The 19510-nt window shown below is 72.5% G+C and carries 15 protein-coding genes and 2 tRNA genes; 7 read left to right on the plus strand and 10 right to left on the minus strand.

All coding sequences use genetic code 11. The features are described 5' to 3' along the window. Positions 1-412 precede the first annotated feature (412 nt). Positions 413-2014: a citramalate synthase gene (gene cimA / locus HC031_RS00140; RefSeq protein WP_167923053.1), complete on the plus strand. Its 1602-nt coding sequence runs from the start codon at positions 413-415 to the stop codon at positions 2012-2014. Between the two features lie 8 nt (positions 2015-2022). On the opposite strand, the gene HC031_RS00145 is transcribed toward cimA, so the two are convergent. The 5 genes from HC031_RS00145 to HC031_RS00165 form a co-directional block, all read right to left on the minus strand. Further along, positions 2023-2952, minus strand: a complete 930-nt coding sequence (locus HC031_RS00145) for an endonuclease/exonuclease/phosphatase family protein (protein WP_167923501.1) — start codon at positions 2950-2952, stop codon at positions 2023-2025. Between the two features lie 135 nt (positions 2953-3087). Beyond that, positions 3088-3339 carry a hypothetical protein gene (locus HC031_RS00150; protein ID WP_167923054.1) on the minus strand — a complete coding sequence of 84 codons (252 nt, stop codon included), beginning with the start codon at positions 3337-3339 and terminating at the stop codon, positions 3088-3090. Positions 3340-3562: 223 nt separating this feature from the next. Further along, positions 3563-6286, minus strand: a complete 2724-nt coding sequence (locus HC031_RS00155) for an ATP-binding protein (protein WP_167923055.1) — start codon at positions 6284-6286, stop codon at positions 3563-3565. Positions 6287-6293: 7 nt separating this feature from the next. After that, positions 6294-9107 carry an ATP-binding protein gene (locus HC031_RS00160; protein WP_167923056.1) on the minus strand — a complete coding sequence of 938 codons (2814 nt, stop codon included), beginning with the start codon at positions 9105-9107 and terminating at the stop codon, positions 6294-6296. Between the two features lie 122 nt (positions 9108-9229). Beyond that, positions 9230-10105, minus strand: a complete 876-nt coding sequence (locus HC031_RS00165; protein WP_240941999.1) for a 3-methyladenine DNA glycosylase — start codon at positions 10103-10105, stop codon at positions 9230-9232. Positions 10106-10251: 146 nt separating this feature from the next. Here HC031_RS00165 and HC031_RS00170 point away from each other — a divergent pair, with 146 nt between their 5' ends. The 3 genes from HC031_RS00170 (at position 10252) to HC031_RS00180 (ending at position 11325) form a co-directional block, all read left to right on the plus strand. Further along, complete coding sequence (locus tag HC031_RS00170; protein WP_167923057.1) at positions 10252-11067, plus strand: fumarylacetoacetate hydrolase family protein; 816 nt, start codon at positions 10252-10254, stop codon at positions 11065-11067. A gap of 86 nt (positions 11068-11153) precedes the next feature. Then, positions 11154-11225: transfer RNA gene (locus HC031_RS00175), tRNA-Gln, on the plus strand. Between the two features lie 27 nt (positions 11226-11252). Next, a tRNA-Glu gene (locus HC031_RS00180) sits at positions 11253-11325 on the plus strand. A gap of 170 nt (positions 11326-11495) precedes the next feature. Here HC031_RS00180 and HC031_RS00185 read toward each other — a convergent pair. Continuing rightward, the gene (locus HC031_RS00185; RefSeq protein WP_167923502.1) at positions 11496-12182 is read right to left on the minus strand and encodes an IclR family transcriptional regulator; all 687 of its coding nucleotides are present in this window, start codon (positions 12180-12182) and stop codon (positions 11496-11498) included. Between the two features lie 49 nt (positions 12183-12231). On the opposite strand from HC031_RS00185, the gene leuC reads away from it, so the two are divergent. The 3 genes from leuC to HC031_RS00200 all read left to right on the plus strand — a co-directional run bounded on the left by leuC (position 12232) and on the right by HC031_RS00200 (position 15136). Continuing rightward, positions 12232-13641, plus strand: coding sequence for a 3-isopropylmalate dehydratase large subunit (gene leuC / locus HC031_RS00190; RefSeq protein ID WP_167923058.1), 1410 nt, complete (start codon positions 12232-12234; stop codon positions 13639-13641). A 10-nt stretch (positions 13642-13651) separates the two neighbouring features. Further along, positions 13652-14239 carry a 3-isopropylmalate dehydratase small subunit gene (gene leuD / locus HC031_RS00195; protein ID WP_167923059.1) on the plus strand — a complete coding sequence of 196 codons (588 nt, stop codon included), beginning with the start codon at positions 13652-13654 and terminating at the stop codon, positions 14237-14239. A 156-nt stretch (positions 14240-14395) separates the two neighbouring features. Continuing rightward, positions 14396-15136, plus strand: a complete 741-nt coding sequence (locus HC031_RS00200) for an HU family DNA-binding protein (RefSeq protein ID WP_338090412.1) — start codon at positions 14396-14398, stop codon at positions 15134-15136. Between the two features lie 70 nt (positions 15137-15206). Here HC031_RS00200 and HC031_RS00205 read toward each other — a convergent pair whose 3' ends face one another. The 4 genes from HC031_RS00205 to cofC form a co-directional block, all read right to left on the minus strand. Beyond that, a complete protein-coding gene (locus HC031_RS00205; RefSeq protein ID WP_167923061.1) occupies positions 15207-16121 on the minus strand; it encodes an NUDIX hydrolase in 915 nt (304 codons plus the stop codon). Positions 16122-16221: 100 nt separating this feature from the next. Continuing rightward, the gene (locus tag HC031_RS00210; protein ID WP_338090413.1) at positions 16222-18576 is read right to left on the minus strand and encodes an RNA degradosome polyphosphate kinase; all 2355 of its coding nucleotides are present in this window, start codon (positions 18574-18576) and stop codon (positions 16222-16224) included. A 51-nt stretch (positions 18577-18627) separates the two neighbouring features. Beyond that, positions 18628-18825: a cold-shock protein gene (locus tag HC031_RS00215; protein WP_167923062.1), complete on the minus strand. Its 198-nt coding sequence runs from the start codon at positions 18823-18825 to the stop codon at positions 18628-18630. An 11-nt stretch (positions 18826-18836) separates the two neighbouring features. Further along, positions 18837-19451, minus strand: a complete 615-nt coding sequence (gene cofC, locus HC031_RS00220; protein ID WP_240942000.1) for a 2-phospho-L-lactate guanylyltransferase — start codon at positions 19449-19451, stop codon at positions 18837-18839. Positions 19452-19510: the final 59 nt, after the last annotated feature.

The following is a 19510-nucleotide window of genomic DNA, read 5'->3' on the forward strand; positions in this document are numbered from 1 at the left end:
CACTGGCCACGCTGACGCTGACAGCCCGGTTGGCGCCGCCGCCGGCCGGCGCGCCGTCCGAGAGGGTCGATCCGCGGCCGGGAGGCCAGGACAGCGGACCGGACGAGCCTGGATCGGGAGAGGCCGGCTGAGTTCTGGATCGGGAGAGGCCGGCTGAGTTCTGCTGCCTCGTCGGCTACGGTGGTAATCAGGACCGCAATGACCAGGCCAAACCTGTGACTTCACGCACTACTGGTCCCGGAATGCGGAAAGTGCTTCCAGGATGTCGGACGTGCGTGGCACTGTACTATGCGTGACCGCAGTCCGCACCGTACTGATTATTGGCCCCTAGCGCGCCAGCACTCGACGCTGGGCGCGCAGACCTCTCGCATTCGCGGGGGGTCTTTTTCGTTGTGGAGAGGCTGGAAGATCAATGCAGGTTTACGACACCACGCTGCGCGACGGGGCCCAGCGCGAAGGCATCACCTACTCGGTGGTCGACAAGCTCGCGGTGGCGCGGCTGCTCGACGACTTCGGCGTCAGCTTCATCGAGGGTGGCTGGCCGGGGGCGCTTCCGAAGGACACGGAGTTCTTCCGGCGGGCGCGCACCGAGCTCAACCTCAAGCACGCGCTCTTCGTCGCGTTCGGCGCCACCCGCAAGGCCGACACCGCCGTCGACGTCGATCCGCAGGTACGGGCGCTGCTCGACGCCGAGACCCCGGTCGTGACGCTGGTCGCGAAGTCGGACGTGCGGCACGTCGAGCGGGCCCTGCGCACGACGCTGGACGAGAACCTGGCGATGGTCCGGGACACGGTCGCCTTCTTCGTCGCCGAGGGCCGACGAGTGTTTCTCGACTGCGAGCACTTCTTCGACGGGTACGCGGTGGACCCGAAGTACGCCACGGCGGTGGCCGCGGCCGCCCTGGAGGCCGGCGCCGAGGCGGCGGTCCTGTGCGACACCAACGGCGGCATGCTCCCGTCACGCGTGACCCGGGTGGTGGGTGAGGTCCGCGACCGGCTCGCCGACCAGCTCGGCGTCAGCGCCGACGAGGCGGTGGCCCGGCTCGGCATCCACTGCCAGAACGACACCGGGTGCGCCGTGGCCAACACGGTCGCCGCCGTCGAGGCGGGCGTACCGCACTTCCAGTGCACCGCCAACGGGTACGGCGAGCGCGCCGGGAACGCCGACCTCTTCGCCGTCGTCGGCAACCTCCAGCTCAAGCTCGGGCTGCCCGTCCTACCGGACGGCTGCCTGGACCAGATGGTGCGCGTCTCGCACGCCATCGCCGAGATCGCCAACATCGCCCCCGACACCCACCAGGCCTACGTCGGGTCGTCGTCCTTCGCCCACAAGGCGGGGCTGCACGCGAGCGCGATCAAGGTCGACCCCCTGCTGTACAACCACGTGGAGCCGGAGGTCGTCGGCAACGACATGCGCATCCTGGTCACCGAGATGGCCGGGCGCGCCAGTGTCGAGCTGAAAGCCCGAGAGCTGGGCATCGATCTCGGTGCCCACCCCGAGGCGGTCTCCCGGGTGACCGCCCGGATCAAGGAGCTGGAGGCGGCCGGCTGGTCGTTCGAGGCCGCCGACGCCTCGTTCGAGCTGCTGGTACGCGAGGAGCTCGACGGCGGGCTGGCCCGCCCGTTCGCCCTGGAGAGCTACCGGGTCCAGGTCGAGCACCGCGAGGACGGCGCGGTGGTCAGCGAGGCCACGGTCAAGGTGCGGGTACGCGGGGAGCGGGTGATCGCGACGGCCGAGGGCAACGGCCCGGTCAACGCCCTCGATGAGGCGCTGCGGGTCGCGCTGGCGAAGCACTACCCGGGGCTCGCCACGTTCGAGCTGGCCGACTTCAAGGTGCGCATCCTCGAAGGCAGCCACGGCACCGGCGCGGTGACCCGGGTACTGCTGGAGACGGCCGGCAAGAACGGCGACTGGACCACGGTCGGTGTGCACCACAACGTCGTCGAGGCGAGCTGGCACGCGCTCGTCGACGCGCTCAGCTACGGACTGGCCGGGCAGCAGCTGCCCGCCTGACCGCCCCGCTACGGCAGGACGAGCTCGGCGAAGACCGCCCGGTGGTCGGACCGGGGGATGCGGTACACGTCGTACCCCGCCACGCCCACCCGGCGGTCGGCCAGCACGTGGTCGAGCGTCACCCCGGGTATCCACCACTTCTCGTCGTACGGCCAGGTCGCGGCGAGCCCCCGGCCCCGTGCGTCGGCGGCGTCGCGGTACCCGGTCGCGATGAACCGCCGCAGCGCCGCGTGGTCGAGCGTGGCGTTGAAGTCGCCGGCGAGCACCCGTACGACGCCGTCCGGGCGGGCGGGTGGCTCGCCGGCCAGGTCGGTACGCCAGCACTGCGCGGCGCCCGGCGAGATCGGCGCGCACGGGTGGACCGACTCGACGGCGACCGCGGGCCCGTCCGGTACCTCGATCGTCGCCGTGGCCTGGGTGAAGCCGGACGAGAAGGGGCGCAGGCCGGCGTCGCGCAGGGGGAACCGGCTGTACAGCCCGGAGCCCCAGCCGCCGGGCTGCGGGTACGTGGCGCGGTAGGGCAGCAGGCCCGGCAGACCGGCGGCCGTCAGCGCCCGTACCGCGTCCGGGGTCAGCTCCTGCAGCGCGAGGACCTGCACGTCGTGGCGGCGCACCAGATCGACGATGGCGCGCGCGTCGGCGCCGCCGACCATCATGTTGGCGGTCAGCACGCGTAGCCGGGAACCGTCGCCGGTGCTCGCGCCGTCCGCCCACGACCGGGGAAGCACGCACACCACGAGCGCGATCGCCGCGACGGCCGCCACCCCGGCGGCCCACCACATCCGGAAACCTGCCGTGACGCCGAGCACCACGATGCTGCCGGCCGCCACGTACGGCGTGAAGGCGATCAGCTGCACCAGCGGCCCCCCGGCCCGGTCGAGCCCGAACACCCGCACCACGGCCCACGCGGCGCAGCCGCCGGCCGCAACCCACAGCATGGCGGGTGCGGCGGTGCGGACCGCCGGGGACACGGGGGAGATCACCACGTCCGTGAACGTAGCCGTCATGCGCAACGGCTGCCCCGCGTCCGGCCGGTCCTCACGACATCTTCACGGAGTTCCGGCGGTACCAGATCAGGTTGAGGTCTTCCGGGCGCGCAGGAACCGGCGCTGGTTGGGCAACCGCATCGCGGACGCGGCTTCGACCACCGGCAGGCCGTACGCGGCGATCGTGTTCGCGGCGCTGTTGGCGGCGTCGCAGGGGCACAAATGTCCGCAGGCCTCGCAGCGGCCGGTACCGGTATGGATGCGATGCACCGCGAGCGTCACCTTCGCGATGGCGATTCGGTTGCCGAGTTCATGAGGGGAGTTGGGCGCGATGGTCATCAGCGGACTCTTCCTGGCTAAGCCCGTGCGGGACATCGAACGACAACTGCTGTCAGTCGTACATTCGTCCTCGCGAGTCGGTGAAACAACCGCCATATGACCCGAGTAGTCACGGTCGGTACGTACGACGCCAGCCCACAGTGTCGACGCGGAACGGGACAGGACAACCGTTTACCGGGTCCGTCCGGCGGGCATTGCGGCGGGCTCCCGCCACGCCGCCGCGTCAGCGCGCCCCCTGCTCGTACGCGCTGACCGCGAGCTCGACGCGCGAGCTGAGCCCCAGCTTGGCGAGGATGTGCGAGACGTGGTTGCGGACCGTTCGCGGTGACAGGTACAGCTCCGCGGCGATGTCCGGGTTGGACCGGCCCGCCACCACGAGTTCGACGATCCGGCGCTCGGTCCGGGTCAGCGCCTCCCAGCCCGTCGTCGGTCGCTGCCGGCCGCTGCGGTGCCGCACGCCGGCCTCCCGCAGCCGCGCCTGCGCGCGTTCGAGATCCCAGGCCGCCCCGATCCGGTCGTAGCAGCCGAGCGCCGCGTCCAGGGCCGCCCGGGCGCGCGCCCGGGCTCCGGTGGTGGCGAGGACGTCGGCGGCCTCCTCGTACGCGTAGCCCTCGTACAGCGGCCGGCGGGCCTCGTTGAAGGTCTGCGCCGCGGTGAGCAGCACCGCCGCGTCCGCCTCGACGATGCCCCGGCAGAGCAGGGCGGCGGCGCGCACCTGCGGACCGCCGTGGTGCACGGCGACCCGGTACAGGGGCTCCGCGACCCCGCGCACCTGCGAGCGCCGCCCGCCGCAGCCGGCCACCCGGGCGAGCTCGGCCGCCAGGCAGGCCAGGGCCGGGCCCCGGCCCCACGCGTCCGACAGCGTCCGCAACGCCCGGTCGCGGTCGCCGTCGCGTTCGGCCGACAGCGCCCGCGCCGACGCGCGCAGCCATCCCCAGTACGGGCTCGGGTCGTCGTGCTCGCGTACGTCCGGATCCGGGCCGTCGCCGCGGTGCAGCCCGATCAGCGTGGCCTGGCTGCGCAGCGCCGGTGCCACACCGAGGTGGTCGGTCGCCTCGAGCCCGGCCCGGATCTCGGTGAGCGCGTCGTCCCACCGGCCCTCCAGGTACCGCACCCGTGCGCTGCCGAGGCGGTGCCAGGCGAGGAACGCCCGGTCGCCCCGGGTACGCCCTTGCCCGAACGCGGCGTCGGCCTCATCGAACCGGCCGAGTTCGAGCAGGCAGAAGCCGCGTACGAGATGCGGCGCGAACGGATGGTCCGGCTGGACCTGGTCGCCGCCCAGCGCCGCGAGCGCCCGGTCGGCGAGGTCGAGCCCGTCGGCCGGGCGCTGCCGTACCAGCCGGACACCGGCCAGCGCCGTCAGCGCGCATGCGTTGACGTAGTCGTCGGACCCGGCGACGGCCGGCGCGGCGGCGGCCTCGGCGGCCTTGGCGCGCCCCGTCAACAGCAGGCACTGCGCGGCGAGCGCGTGGAAGCGGGCCGCGTCCTCGTCGCTCAGCCCCTCGTCGGCCAGCACCTTCTCGGCCACGGCGAGTGCCGCGTCCAGCTCACCGCTCTGCAGGCGCGACTGCGCCAGCAGCCAACGCAGCGCCACCCCCGGCTTCGGCTCCGCCGACAACGCCGCCTGGACGGCCTCCGTCGCGTCCGCCGGGCGCCCCGCCCACAGCAGCGCCCGCGCGTACTGCAGCCGCAGGGTCTCCGGGACCTCGCCGCGCCGTTGCCGTAACGTCCGCTCGAGCAGCGGCGTGGCCAGGTCCGGGGCGCGTACGACCAGCGCCTCCGCGGCCCGTGCCAGCCAGTCGACCAGGTCCGGCGCCAACCCCGTGGCGGCCGTGAGATGCCGTGCGACCCGCTCGACCCGGGCGCCGGCCGTCGCGAGTGCCCGCCCGGCGCGCAGCCGCAGCGCGTCGGCCGCGCCGCCGGACAGGTTGTCGGCGAGCACCTGGCGGACCAGCTCGTGCCGGAACACGAGCTGGTCGCCGGCTTCGACCAGCAGCCCCGCCGTCACCGCCTCGCTGGCCGGTTCCCAGAGCGAGATCACGGGGGTGTCGAGGACGGCCGCGAGCTCGGTCAGGTCGAAGCCGGCCCCCAGGACGGCGGCGGCCCGCAGCAGCTCGACAGTCGGGTCGCTGAGCCGGTCGAGGCGGCGCTGGATCAGGCCGATCAGCGTGCCCGGTACCGCCGCCGCCCCGCCTCGACGCGGCGTCGCGTAGCCGCCGGCGACCCGGATGCCGCCGGTGCGCGCCAGCGCGCCGAGCAGGTGGATCGCGTACAGGGGGTTGCCCCCGGCCCGGGCGAGCAGCTCGCGCAGCTCCGGGCCCGCAGGCGCGCCGAGCAGCGACTGCGCCAGCGCGGCGATCTCGTCCTCGGGCAGCGGCGCGAGCGTCATCGGGACCGCGCCGCGCCCGTGCAGCGCTCGCAGCAGCACGTCCAGCCGGGCGTCGGATGGCGTCGGCTGGTATGCCGCGACGAGCAGGAGCGGGAGCTGGGCGACGCTGCGGTGCAGGCGGCCGAGAAGGAGCAGGCTCGCCGGATCCACCCACTGGAGGTCGTCGACGACCGCCACCACCGGTCCCGCCGCGCACCACGCCTCGATCCGGTTGACCACCAGTTCGGTGACCGCCAGGTCGCGGTCGGCCAGTTCGGTGACCACCAGGTCGCCGTCGGCGCCGGGCTGGCGCGTGACGACGGGGTCGATGGGCGGGTCCGCCGCGAGCCACGACCGGACCGCCGCGAACGACCCCTGCTGGCCGGCCACGCCGTCGGCGCGCAGCACCCTGGCGCCCAGCCGGCGCCCTTCGGCCGCGGCAGCCGCCAGCAGGGTGCTCTTGCCGATCCCCGGCTCGCCCTCGACCAGAACCGTCGCGCCGTATCCGGAGGCCGCCCGGTGGACCAGCTCACGTACGCGCCCGAGCTCGTCGCCCCGGCCGAACACGGCTGCCCGCATCTGATCCCTACCCGTGGATGAGCACCGCGCGGGCGATCTCCACCCGCGACTGCGCCTTGAGCTTGCCGAGAATGTTGGACACGTGGGACTGGACGGTCCGCGGTGACAGCAGCAGCTCGGCCGCGATGTCCGGATTGGACCTGCCCTGTGCCACCAGCCGCGCGATGGTGACCTCGGTCGGCGACAGCGCGGCCCAGCCGGACGCGGGGCGCCGGCGAGGCCCGCGGGCGCCCCAGCGGACGCCGAAGGCGCGGACCCGGGCGGCGGCCCGGCGCAGGTCCCACTGCGCGCCCAGCCGGGCGTACACCTCCATGGCGGGGGCCAGCGCGGACTTCGCAGCCGCGCGCTCGCCCCGCTGCGCGAGCAGGACCGCCACGTCTTCGCAGTTACCGGCGTACTCGACGACCCGCCCGGCGGTCCGCAGGTAGCACCCGGCGCTCGCCAGCAGGTCGAGATCTCCGGTGAGCAGGCCGCGACAGTGCGCCACCGCAGCGGCCCGGCCGGGCGTCACCCGTCCCGGGTCCCGCTCGCACAGTTCGGCGGCTTCGCGCGCGGTGTCGAGGTCGGCCACGGCCAGCGCAGCCCGTACCACCGCCGGCATGAGGATGTGCCGTTCCATCTGGGCGTACCGCGGCTGGAGAACCTCGCGCCAGGCCCGCAGAGCCTGCGCGGGCTGCCCGTCGCGTTCGGCCAGGGCCGCCCGGGCGCCGATCAGGAAACCGCGGTTGGCCACGTCGAACGCGGGCGCGCTCGGCTCGTCCCGGTACTTGGCCAGCCGGGCGGACGCGGTGGCCCGGTCGTCGCGGTGGCAGGCGATGAGCGAGACGATCCCGGCCGCGATCGGCGCGACCCGGGGGTTGTCGGGCAGATCCCGCGCCGCGTCGAGTTCGGCGAGGGCCTCGTCCCAGCGGCCCGTCCAGAAGTGCAGGACCGCCGCGGGCGCGTGGAAGCGGGCCAGCCCCGCGTACCCGGTCCGCCGGTCGACGAGGTCGCGGGCGGCGGCGAGGGTCTGCTCGGCCTCGCCGAAGCGGTCGAGGATCGACAGCGCGAGCGTCCGGTTGCCCAGCAGCAGCAGCCGTAGCTCCAGCTGCTCCAGGTCGTCGGCGAGCAGCTCCAGCCCGTCGTCGAGGTGGGACAGCCGTGCCGCCTGGTCGCGTCGCATCAGCGCGATCGTCGACAGGCTGAGCAGGCTGTACCCGATCGCCACCCGGTCGTCGCAGGCGCGCGCGGACGCCAGCGACACCTGCGCCGTCTCGTCCGCGGCGTCCAGGTCGTCGGCGGTGGTGGACAGGATCCGCGCCGACATCGCCGCCAGCCGGGCGCGCCAGACGACCGGTACTTCCGGCTGCTCCTGTCCCTGCTCCGCGACGCGCAGCGCGTCACGGTACCGGCCGGCGCGCAGCAGCCGCTCGGCGATGATCCACCGCATCTCGGCCGCCAGGACCGGATCGTCGGTGTGGGTGAGCACCCGCCGGGCCGGTGCTTCGGCGTCGCAACCGAGCCGGAACCGTACCCGCGCCAGCGCGCCGGTCAGCTCCGCCCACGTCGCCGCGCCCACGGCAACCTGGCCGCTGGCCCGCTCCAGCAGGTCGGCGGCCGCGGCCGGGGCCCGGTCGGACAGCTCCGGGGCGGCGCGTACGAGCCAGCCGGTGACCCAGCCGTCGACCGCCGGCCCGGCCGGAAGCAGCTGCGCGGCGACCCGCTCCACCGAGGCGCCGGCGGCCGCGAGGGTCTGCGCCGCGTGCCGGTGCAGCGCGGAGCGTACGGCTGCGGGCATCTCCCCGTAGAGCGCGTGCCGGATGAGCGGGTGCCGGAACGACAGCCGGTCGCCGGCGGTGACCACCCCGGCGGCCGTCGCCTCGCTGAAGACGCCGTTCAGGGCGCTCGGCGGCAGTTGCAGCACGGTGGCGACGTCCTCGACGGAGAACTCCGGGCCCAGGAGCGTGCCCACCCGCAGCGCCGTGGTCGCGTTGTGGGACAGGAAGCCCAGCCGGCCGGCGATCGCCGCGGTCAGCGACGCCGGGGCGCGCCGGGTCCAGCCGTCGACCAGCTCCGCCTGCCCGTCCTCCACCGTCACCGCGCCTTCGCGCTTCAGCGCGTCGACCAGCTCCCGCAGGTAGAGCGGGTTGCCGGCGGCCTGCTCGGCGAGCGACCTCAGCCCGGCGCCGGCCGGTGCGCCGGCCAGAACCGCCACCACCGCGGCCACCGCCCCGGCCGGCAGCGGGCGGAGCCGGATCAGTGCGCCGCGCGCGACGGCGTCGGCGCGTAGCGCATCCAGTTCGGCGCGGTGCGGTACCGGCCGGTACGCCCCGACCAGCAGCAGCGGAACCTGATCGGCCGTCCGGGCCAGCCGGTGCCAGGCGAGCAGGCTCGTCTCGTCGGCCCACTGCAGGTCGTCGGCGACGAGGACGACGGGGGAGTCCGTGCACCTCTTGGCCACGATGGTGAGCGCGCGGTCGACCGCGGCGGCCAGCGGATCCCCGCCGGTGGCCGCTGAGCGCGGCCGGTGGCCGATGAGCGCGGCCGGGACGCCGGCCGGGTCCCGGTCGGCCCGGGCCCGCTCGCTGTCCAGGCAGTCGAGCAGCAACCGCAGCGGGAAGCGCGGGCTCAGCTCGTCGGCGGCTGTCCAGCCGACCTGGCAGCCGAGGTCGGCCGCGTCGGCGAGCCCCCCACGCAGCAGCGCCGACTTGCCGATGCCCGGTTCACCTTCGACCAGGACGACGCCGCCCCGGCCGGCGGCGACGTCGGCCAGCGCGGAGCGCACAACCTCCAGTTCGGAGTCGCGTCCGACGACCGCGCCCGACCCCCCAGCCGGTGACATGCGCCCGAGCCTATTCGGATGCGACGCTCGTGCACCCCGTACGACCGGCCGATGACCGCCGCGTGACAGTTGTCACCAGCGCTTCTGACCTGCGGATCCTCGCTCGTAACCGCCGCCTTCTGTCACGTAGAGCAACTTTGCGCATACCGTCCATCGACCTGCCCGGGGACCGGCCGCACGGACCCGCCGAGTACGGCCTCGGTCAGCGCGACCAGTCGGGCGCGCAACGGCTCCGCCCGACCGGCGAACGCCCGCTGGGCGGCGGCGTACTCCGCGCGGCCCTCGGCCGTCTCGATGCGCACCGGCGGGTACCCGAGGTCGGCCAGGTCGTACGGGCTGGCGCGCATGTCGAGGGCGCGGATGTCGCGGGCGAGGGCGAAGCAGTCGGCGACGAGTTCGCTCGACGCGAGCGGGCTGAGCTTGTACGCCCACTTGTAGAGATCCATGTTGGCGTGCAGGCAGCCGGGCTGCTCGTTGTCGCGCTGAGTCTCCCGCGTGGGCTGGAGGAGGTTCAGCGGACGGGCGGGCGCGGTGAAGAACCGGAAGGCGTCGAAGTGGCTGCACCGTACGCCGCGCTCCTCGACCACGGCGGCGGTCTCGGCGGGGGACAGGCGCAGCGGCCAGGCGTTGTGCCGCACCTGGTCCTGGGACTGCCGGTAGACCATGGCCCACTCGTGCAGCCCGAAGCAGCCGAGGTGCGCCGGACGCGACGCCGTCGCGGCGAGCAGGTCGCGGATCCAGGCGACCGACCGCCCGCGCCGCGCCAGAAACGCCTCGACATCCACCGTCGTGCCGTCCGGGGTGGCCCGGTAGTCCGGGCCGAGGTCTCCGGCTTCCGCCAGGGCCACGCCGGCGCCGGGATGCCAGCGCCGCAGCTGAGCCGGCCGGTACGAGTAGTACGTGAACAGGAAGTCCTCGACCGGGTGCTTCACACCGGCCCGGCGGCGCGCCAGATGCGGCGTGATCCATCCGTCCACCCGGTGTTCGTGTGCCGTCATCCGGCGCCGCCAGGCGGCGGGCTCGAGGATCTCCACGGTCACGATCACCGTTTCAGTGTGGCAGCAGGTGTGGCGACCGGTGACGGCGCTGGCCGTGCGCGAGGCCGACGAGTGCCGCTGATCACCGGGAGGGATAAGTTTGCCGGATGCGTATCGCTCGTTTCGCCCACGCTGGTGGGATGTCGTTCGGAGTCGTCGAGGGTGAGCCGGAAGCCGGCGCGGAGGGCCTGACGGTCGCGCAGATCGAGGGCCACCCGTTCGGGGAGATCCGATTCACCGGAGAGCGCTGGGCGCTCGCCGACGTACGCCTGCTGTCGCCGATCCTGCCCAGCAAGGTGGTGGCCATCGGCCGCAACTACGCCGAGCACGCGGCCGAGATGGGCAGCGAGGTCCCCGCCGAGCCGCTGATGTTCCTCAAGCCGTCGACCTCGGTGATCGGCCCCGACGACGTGGTACGGCTGCCTCCGCAGTCCAAGCAGGTCGAGCACGAGGCCGAACTGGCCGTCGTGATCGGTCCGCCCGGCGCGCGTCGCGCGGACAAGGCCGCGGCGGCCAAGGCGATCTTCGGGTACACGTGCGCCAACGACGTGACCGCGCGGGACCTTCAGCGCAGCGACGTCCAGTTCACCAGGGCCAAGGGGTTCGACTCGTTCTGCCCGCTCGGGCCGTGGATCGTGACCGGGATCGACGCCGCCGACCTGGAGGTGCGCTGTGAGGTGCTCCCGGCGAACGCGCCGGCCGGTACCGAGGCCGAGGTGCGGCAGCTCGGCAGCACCCGGGACATGATCTTCGACCCGGTGACCCTGGTGTCGTACGTGTCACACGTGATGACGTTGCTGCCCGGCGACGTGCTGCTCACCGGAACGCCCGCCGGCGTCGGCCCGATGGTCGAGGGCGACACCGTCAGCGTGCGGATTGCGCAGGTCGGGACGCTGACCAACCGGGTCCTGGCGCTGGAGTAACGCGGCCGCGCCACGCCGGTGCGGGGATCCGATTTGGCGGTGCAGATCGGCTCAGGTACAGTTCTCCCCGGTGCAACGAGCACCGATGGGGTATGGGGTAATTGGCAGCCCAACGGATTCTGGCTCCGTTAGTCTAGGTTCGAGTCCTGGTACCCCAGCTTTATCGATGCTCTGCATCGGTGCCTGGCCCCGTCGTCTAGCGGCCCAGGACGCCGCCCTCTCAAGGCGGTAGCGCCGGTTCGAATCCGGTCGGGGCTACAGCGAAAAGCGCTCCGGAGGAAACTCCGGGGCGCTTTTTCGTGTGCGCTGCTCGCCTTATCCGCGCACGGTGTGACTCTTTGCGGTATCCCGGCTCGGGATGGCCGCAGTGTGTGACACCTTGCGCGGATCCTGGGCGCGGTGGGCGGGCGTGTGTAGCGGGAGGCCGCCTACAGGCCTGAGAGGCGCTGGCCGGCGCGGACCACGGCCATCGCGTGGCGGTCTCCGGGGCGGCGGCCCAGGCGCTCGATCGGGCCGGAGATGCTGATCGCCGCGATCACCCGGCCGGTGCGGTCCCGGATCGGGGCGGAGACGCTCGCCACACCCAGCTCCCGTTCGGCCACGCTCTGGGCCCAGCCGCGACGGCGTACCTCAGCGAGGGTCCGGCCGGTGAACTTGCAGCGGGGCAGCAGCGGCATGACGGCCTCGGGCGGCTCCCAGGCGAGCAGCACCTGCGCGGCAGAACCGGCCGTCATCGGCAGCGCGGACCCGACCGGGACGGTGTCGCGCAGGCCGCTCGACCGCTCGGCGGCCGCGACGCAGAGCCGTTCGTCGGCGCGGCGCAGGTAGAGCTGGGCGCTTTCGCCGGTGGCGTCGCGCAGCGCGGCGAGCATCGGCTCGGCGGCGGTCAGGAGGACATCGGGCGCGGAGTTGGCGAGCTCGCCGAGGCGCGGGCCGGGCCGCCAGCGTCCCTGGGTGTCGCGGACCAACATCCGGTGGATCTCCAGGGCCTGCGCCAACCGGTGTGCGGTGGCCCGCGGAAGTTTGGTGCGCTCGACAAGTTCGGCCAGGCTAGCACCATCAACGCAGGCGGAGAGGATGACCACCGCCTTGTCGAGTACGCCCACACCGCTCATACTGTGTCCCACGAACCGAAACATACCTCCCAAACTTTAGGATGTCCAGATGCTGGGAGAAGCACCACGCACCCTGTCCGAGAAGGTCTGGGACGCGCACGTCGTCCGGTCGGCAGACGGCGAGCCCGATCTTCTGTACATCGATCTGCACCTGCTGCACGAGGTGACGAGCCCGCAGGCGTTCGACGGCCTTCGGCTGGCCGGACGCCCGGTCCGCCGGCCCGATCTCACGCTCGCCACCGAGGACCACAACACGCCGACCGACAACCTGATCACGATCTCCGACCCGGTGAGCCGGACCCAGATCGAGACGCTGCGCAAGAACTGCGCGGAGTTCGGCCTCCGGCTGCACCCGCTCGGTGACGCTCAGCAGGGCATCGTGCACGTGATCGGCCCGCAGTTGGGGGTCACCCAGCCGGGTATGACCATCGTCTGTGGCGATTCGCACACCGCGACCCACGGCGCGTTCGGCGCGCTGGCGTTCGGCATCGGCACCAGTGAGGTCGAACACGTGCTGGCGACCCAGACCCTGCCGCAGCACAAGCCGAAGACCATGGCGGTCAACGTCACCGGTGAGCTTCCGTTCGGCGTCACCGCCAAGGACCTGATCCTCGCGCTCATCGCCAAGGTCGGCACCGGCGGCGGGCGTGGCCACATCGTCGAGTACCGCGGGCCCGCCATCGAGAAGCTGTCGATGGAAGGCCGGATGACCATCTCGAACATGTCCATCGAGTGGGGCGCCAAGGCCGGTCTGATCGCGCCCGACGAGACCACGTTCGCCTACCTCAAGGGCCGTCCGCACGCGCCCAAGGGCGCCGACTGGGACCGCGCCGTGGAGTACTGGCGGTCCCTGCGCACCGACGAGGGCGCCCGGTTCGACACCGAGGTGACGCTCGACGCGAGCACGCTGACCCCGTTCGTGACGTGGGGTACCAACCCGGGTCAGGGCGTGCCGCTGGACGGGGTCGTGCCCGACCCGTCGAGCTTCGACAGCGAGGTCGAGCGCACCGCGGCCGAGAAGGCGCTCCAGTACATGGACCTGCGGCCCGGAACCGCGCTGCGGGACGTCGGCGTGGACGTGGTGTTCCTCGGATCCTGCACCAACGGCCGGATCGAGGACCTGCGGGCCGCCGCGGAGGTGCTGCGCGGCCACAAGGTCGCCGACGGGGTGCGGATGCTCGTCGTCCCCGGTTCGGCGGCGGTGCGCGAGGCGGCCGAGGCCGAGGGCCTGCACGAGATCTTCACGGCGGCCGGCGCCGAGTGGCGCTTTGCTGGATGCTCGATGTGCCTGGGCATGAACCCGGACACCCTCAAGCCCGGTCAGCGCTCGGCCTCGACCTCGAACCGCAATTTCGAGGGCCGGCAGGGCCGCGGCGGCCGTACCCACCTGGTCTCCCCGCCCGTCGCGGCGGCGACCGCGGTAACGGGACGCCTGACCGCGCCCGCCGATCTGAACTGAGGTAAGGGAAATGGACAAGTTCACCGTTCACACCGGCACCGCCGTGCCGCTGCGTCGTTCCAATGTGGACACCGACCAGATCATCCCCGCGGTGTACCTGAAGCGGGTCACCAAGACCGGATTCGCCGACGGCCTGTTCAACGCCTGGCGGGCCGACCCGGACTTCGTGCTCAACAATCCGGCGTACGCCGGCGCCTCGGTCCTGGTCGCCGGCCCGGAGTTCGGCACCGGATCATCCCGCGAGCACGCGGTGTGGGCCTTGCGTGACTGGGGATTCCGGACGGTTATCGCCCCCCGATTCGGGGATATCTTCCGGGGCAACGCTCTCAAGGACGGCCTGCTGCCGGTCGAGCTCGAACTGGAGGCGGTGGAAGCGCTCTGGGACGCCGTGGAGGCGGACCCAGCGCTTGCGGTCACGGTCGACCTCGAGAAGCGCGAAGTTCGCGCCGGCGCCAACGTATGGGCGTTCCCGCTGGACGATTTCAGCCGTTGGCGGCTGCTGGAAGGGCTCGACGACATTGCGCTGACGCTTCGCCACGAGGCCGACGTGACGGCCTATGAGGCGCGGCGTCCGGAGTGGATGCCGGCTGTAATCTAGATCTGACAGGCAGTTTGGCCGGTGGTCCATTTGGGCCGCCGGCCAAACCTGTTGTAGGGCAATGATTTCTTTTTCGGAAAGTATTTGTATCCTGACAGTTGAGACCGATGTTGCGCGTAGATGGAGTCGCGCAGTCTCCACGTACAGGAGGAAATCGTGAACAAGGCGGAGCTCATCGATGCGCTCTCGGCCCGTCTGGGTGACAAGAAGGCCGCGACGCAGGCGCTGGACGCCGTGTTGTCGGAAATCCAGAACGCCGTGACCAAGGGCGACAAGGTCGCCATCACCGGCTTCGGCGTCTTCGAAAAGAAGGCGCGGGCCGCCAGAACCGCTCGCAACCCGCGTACGGGTGAGCCGGTAAAGGTCAAGAAGACCTCGGTTCCGGCGTTCCGCCCGGGCGCCGGTTTCAAGGAACTGGTTGCCAGCGGCAAGCTGCCGAAGGCGGCCAAGGTCACCAAGGCTGCTCCGGCCAAGCCGGCCGCCAAGGCCACCAAGACCGCTGCTGCCACCAAGGCGGCTCCGGCGACCAAGACGGCTGCCAAGGCCGCTCCGGCCAAGACGGCCGCCAAGGCGACCAAGACGGCTGCTGCCACCAAGGCGGCTCCGGCCAAGAAGGCCGCCACCAAGACCGCCGCCAAGGCCGCTCCGGCCAAGACGGCCGCCAAGGCGACCAAGACGGCTGCTGCCACCAAGGCGGCTCCGGCCAAGAAGACCGCCACCAAGACCGCCGCCAAGGCCGCTCCGGCCAAGACGGCGACCAAGGCGACCAAGGTCACCAAGGCCACCAAGGCCACCAAGGCGGCTGCGGCGACGTCGCCGCGTAAGTCGACGACCGCTCGTGCCACCGTCGCCAAGGCGGCGCCGGCCACGAAAAGGGCTGCGGCGAAGAAGCGCTAACCGATACCGCGAGAAGAAGGCCGGGCAGAGTTGCCCGGCCTTCTTTGTTCGTTGATTCAAGCCACTTTTCCTACATTGACGGACGTTCCACGTCCAGCCGGTCGGCCGCGACAAAGTCCGCGCCCGCGAAGCCGAGGGCCCAGGCCGAACCCTTCGGCGTGCGGTAACGGTCGGGATCCCGTCGGGACAGCGTGGCCACCACGTCGGGAATCAACCCGCCCTGGCTGCAGATCACGGTTACGCCGTCGTCGGAGGCCAGCCGCTGAATGGCGGCCGCGGCCGCTGCGGCGTCGGCGGACTCGTCGAAATGGTCGTCCACCTCGATCGGCAACCCCGTCACGGCCGCCACCGGCTCGACCGTCTGCGTGCACCGGTCCCGCCCGGCGCTGATGATCCGCGTCGGGCCGTACACGGCCAGCACCGGCGCCAGATTCCGGGCGACCGTGCGGCCCCGTTCGTCGAGCGGGCGGTCGTCGTCGTCGCCCTCCCAGTCGTCACGGTCACCGGCGGAGGCGTGCCGCAGCAGTATCACGAGCCCGTCGACCCGACACAGCGGTTGGTACGCCGCGAGGACGCCCCGGTCGTGCGCGTACGTCAGCAGCCTGGCCGCCTCCGCCAGAGGTAGCCACCGCACCTCGTCGACCTCGTCGTTGGAGACGAACGAGTCGCTGTGGCGGCAGACCATCGACCAGTAGTCCACGCACTTCTCCACGTCCGGATCACCGGTGAGGTACCGCGTCGTGTGCACGCGCAGCCGCGGCGCCGCGCGTACGCCGGTCTCCTCGTGCACCTCCCGTACGGCGCCGAGCAGGGGATGTTCGCCGGGATCGAGCTTGCCCTTCGGCAGCGACCAGTCGTCGTAGCGGGGCCGGTGTACCAGCAGCACCTCGTGGTCGTCATCGCCGCGGGAGCCGTCTGGGGAGCCGCCTGGGGAGACGCCGCCCCGGGAGACGACACCGCCGGCGGCCCGGACCACCCGGGTCATGACGGCAACCGCCCGGTCGGGCCGGGTTCGCGGAGCAGCACGTGCTGCCCGTACCCGAAAATCGGGTCGCTATCACGATCGGCGTGTCGCACGCACCCGCTCACTCCACCTTGCCGACGATGCGCCGCAGCAGGGCTTCCTGCGGATCGACCAGCGGTTCGCCCTCGCTTGCCGAGCGGCGGTGCCAGGTGCCGTCGGCGGTCAGTTCGAACGCCGCGGTGCGCTCGTCCATGGCGATCCGCATCACCCGGTCGAGCTCCGCGCGCGCCGCCGGGTCGACGACCCGTACGAGCGCCTCGACCCGCCGATCGAGGTTGCGGTGCATCAGGTCGGCCGACCCGATCCAGAACTCGCCGCCGGGCACGGCTGCCGCTCCGTCGGCGGGCTCCGCCTCGCTCCCGCGGGCCGGGACCGCGCCGTCACCGAAGCGGAAGACGCGCGAGTGCTCCAGGAAGCGGCCCACGATCGAACGCACCCGGATCCGCTCGGACAGCCCCGGTACGCCCGGCTTGAGCGTGCAGATGCCGCGGATGACGAGGTCCACGTCCACCCCCGCCCGGCTGGCCCGGTAGAGCGCGTCGATGAGCTCCTCGTCGACCAGTGCGTTCACCTTGATCTGGACCAGGCCCGGCCGGCCGGCGCGGACGTGCTCGATCTCCCGCTCGATGCGCTCGATGATGCCGCTGCGCACCCCGTGCGGCGCGATGAGCAGCCGCCGGTAGGCGGTCTGCCGGCTGTAGCCGGTGAGCACGTTGAACAGATCGGTGAGGTCGGCGCCCACCTCCGGGTCGGCGGTGAGCAGACCGAAGTCCTCGTACAGCCGCGCCGTCTTCGGGTGGTAGTTGCCGGTGCCGATGTGGCAGTACCGCCGGATCTGGTTGCCCTCCTGGCGCACCACGAGCGCGGTCTTGCAGTGGGTCTTCAAGCCCACCAGGCCGTACACGACGTGGCAGCCGGCGCGCTCGAGCATCCGCGCCCAGCCGATGTTGGCCTGCTCGTCGAAGCGCGCCTTCACCTCCACCAGGACGACCACCTGCTTGCCGGCCTCCGCGGCGGAGATGAGCGCGTCGACGATGGGGGAGTCGCCGCTGGTGCGGTAGAGCGTCTGCTTGATCGCCAGTACGTTCGGGTCGGCCGCCGCCTGCTCGATGAAGCGCTGCACGCTCGTGGAGAACGAGTGGTACGGGTGGTGCACGAGGATGTCGCCCTCACGCAGGCGGTTGAACACGCTGCGGGGAATCTCGCCCTCGGCGAACTTGGGGTGGGTGGCCGGCACGAAAGGCGGGTCCTTGAGGTCCGGCCGGTCGGTGTCGTTGTAGACCTGCCACAGCGACGACAGGTCGAGCAGGCCCGGCACCCGGATCACGTCGTGCGCGTCCATGTCCAGCTCGCGCACCAGCAGATCGAGGACGTGGTCGGAGATCGAGGCGGCGACCTCCAGGCGTACGGCGGGTCCGAACCGCCGGCGCGCCAGCTCGCGTTCGAGGGCCTGCAGCAGGTCTTCGTCGCGGTCCTCGTCGAGTTCGAAGTCGGCGTTGCGGGTCACCCGGAACAGGTGGTGCTCGACCACCTGCATGCCGGAGAACAGCTGACCGAGGTGCGCGGCGATCAGGTCCTCCACCGGCAGGTACACGGTCGGTGCGCCGCCCTCGCGGGAGGAGATGCCCGGTTCCCGCTCGACCGCGACGAACCGTGGCACGTTGTTGGGCACCTTCACCCGCGCGAACAGCTCCGGGCCGCCGTCCGGATCACGCACGACCACCGCGAGGTTCAGCGACAGCCCGGAGATGTACGGGAACGGATGCGCCGGGTCGACCGCGAGGGGAGTGAGCACCGGGAAGACGTGCTCGCGGAAGTACGCCCGCATCCGCTCGCGCTCCGGCGGCTCCAGTTCGGCCCAGCGCACGATCCGGATGTTGGCGGCCGCGAGCGCCGGCTGGACCTCCCCGGCGAAGCAGCGGGCGTGCCGGGACACCAGCTCGGTGGCCCGCTCGGCGATGCGCTGCAGCTGCTCGCGGGGGAACAGCCCGTCGGTGCCGCGTACGGCGAGGCCGGTCTGCTGGCGGCGTTTCAGCCCGGCGACCCGGACCATGTAGAACTCGTCGAGGTTGCCGGCGAAGATCGCGAGGAATTTTGCGCGTTCGAGCAGCGGCGTCCGCGGGTCCTCGGCGAGGGCGAGCACCCGGGCGTTGAAGTCGAGCCAGGACAGCTCGCGGTTGAGGTAGCGGTCGTCGGGCAGCGCGTCGACGGCCGGCGCGGCGATGTCGGGTTCGGCGGTGGGCTCGGCCGGCGCCGCTGACCGGGGCGGTTGCGACGTGCGTGGCTCGGTGTGCCGGGCCAGGCGACCGCTCCGGGCGGCTCTCTTCGCGCCGTTGAGCTCGGCCGGGGAGACCTCGGCCGAACGCGCGGACGTGCCGGTACGCCGGGATGATCGCGGACTCGGGCTGGCGGTCACCAGATCATCATGACCCGAAAAACGGGGACGGCCAACGGGTCGGCGGCACCGTTACGGGAGTGTGGGCAGCGTTACCCTCGTCACCCGGCCGGCCTCGTCGCGATCGAGGCGTACCCGCTGGCCGATCCGCAGCAGCCGCAGGCCCGAGGCGGTGAACGCCTCCGCCGGGAACGCCACCTCCGTTCCGTCGTCGAGGAGGACGGTGCCGGCCTGGCTCTGCTCGTCGAACGTCGCCACGGTCCCCTGCATGTGCCGTCCCTTCACCTCGGTCGGCCGCCACCATACTGCGCGACGGCGACCAGTTCGGCGGTGTACCGCCCCAGGCCCAGCGCGGTGGCGGCGGCGAGGTCGGCCACGGTGTCGACGTCCTGACGAAGCGACGGCCAGTCCCCGTCGAGCCGTACCGCGCCCGACGCCTCGTGCGCGGCCGCCGAGCCCGGCCCGAATCGCGGGTCCAGGTCGACCCCGGCCGCTGCCGCGAGCATGGACGTACCGGTGCCCGTGGCGTCCGGAACGTACCCGCGCGGGTGGCGCCCGAGTGCGGTGAGTGCCGCGGCCAGCTCGTGCGGCCGCAGCGCCGGCAGGTCACCGGTGAGCGCGACCACCGGGGAGCCGGCGGCCGTCGCGGCGCCGCGCGCGAACGCGGCGTTGAGCCCGGCGTCGGGCTGGTCGGGTACGCGCTCGGCACCCAGGTCGGCGGCTGCCGCCACCATGGCCGGCTCGTCGGTGACGACCAGTGCGCGACGCACGACCGGGCAGGACCGCACGGCCGTGAGGGTGTCGCGGACCATCGCCAGCACGAGCCGGTCGTGCTCGATGCCGGGGATGGCGCCGCGCAGCCGCGTCTTGGCCAACTCCAGCCGTTTGATCGGCATCACCGCGATCCATCCCGTGCCCGCCACATCCGGCATCCTTGCGTACATGTGACGCCACG

Source organism: Planosporangium thailandense, assembly GCF_011947195.1.
GTDB classification, from domain to species: Bacteria; Actinomycetota; Actinomycetes; order Mycobacteriales; family Micromonosporaceae; genus Planosporangium; species Planosporangium thailandense.

Excerpts from the sequence above, each read along its gene's own strand:
- HC031_RS00145 (WP_167923501.1), bottom strand. The coding sequence starts at position 2,952 with ATGCTGTGGGTTGCGGCCGGCGGCTGCGCCGCGTGGGCCGTGGTGCGG.
- HC031_RS00165 (WP_240941999.1), bottom strand. The coding sequence starts at position 10,105 with ATGACGGCACACGAACACCGGGTGGACGGATGGATCACGCCGCATCTG.
- HC031_RS00155 (WP_167923055.1), bottom strand. The coding sequence starts at position 6,286 with ATGCGGGCAGCCGTGTTCGGCCGGGGCGACGAGCTCGGGCGCGTACGT.
- HC031_RS00160 (WP_167923056.1), bottom strand. The coding sequence starts at position 9,107 with ATGTCACCGGCTGGGGGGTCGGGCGCGGTCGTCGGACGCGACTCCGAA.
- HC031_RS00185 (WP_167923502.1), bottom strand. The coding sequence starts at position 12,182 with ATGAGCGGTGTGGGCGTACTCGACAAGGCGGTGGTCATCCTCTCCGCC.
- cofC (WP_240942000.1), bottom strand. The coding sequence starts at position 19,451 with ATGCCGATCAAACGGCTGGAGTTGGCCAAGACGCGGCTGCGCGGCGCC.
- leuD (WP_167923059.1), top strand. The coding sequence starts at position 13,652 with ATGGACAAGTTCACCGTTCACACCGGCACCGCCGTGCCGCTGCGTCGT.
- HC031_RS00205 (WP_167923061.1), bottom strand. The coding sequence starts at position 16,121 with ATGACCCGGGTGGTCCGGGCCGCCGGCGGTGTCGTCTCCCGGGGCGGC.
- HC031_RS00215 (WP_167923062.1), bottom strand. The coding sequence starts at position 18,825 with ATGCAGGGGACCGTGGCGACGTTCGACGAGCAGAGCCAGGCCGGCACC.
- leuC (WP_167923058.1), top strand. The coding sequence starts at position 12,232 with ATGCTGGGAGAAGCACCACGCACCCTGTCCGAGAAGGTCTGGGACGCG.
- HC031_RS00170 (WP_167923057.1), top strand. The coding sequence starts at position 10,252 with ATGCGTATCGCTCGTTTCGCCCACGCTGGTGGGATGTCGTTCGGAGTC.
- cimA (WP_167923053.1), top strand. The coding sequence starts at position 413 with ATGCAGGTTTACGACACCACGCTGCGCGACGGGGCCCAGCGCGAAGGC.
- HC031_RS00150 (WP_167923054.1), bottom strand. The coding sequence starts at position 3,339 with ATGACCATCGCGCCCAACTCCCCTCATGAACTCGGCAACCGAATCGCC.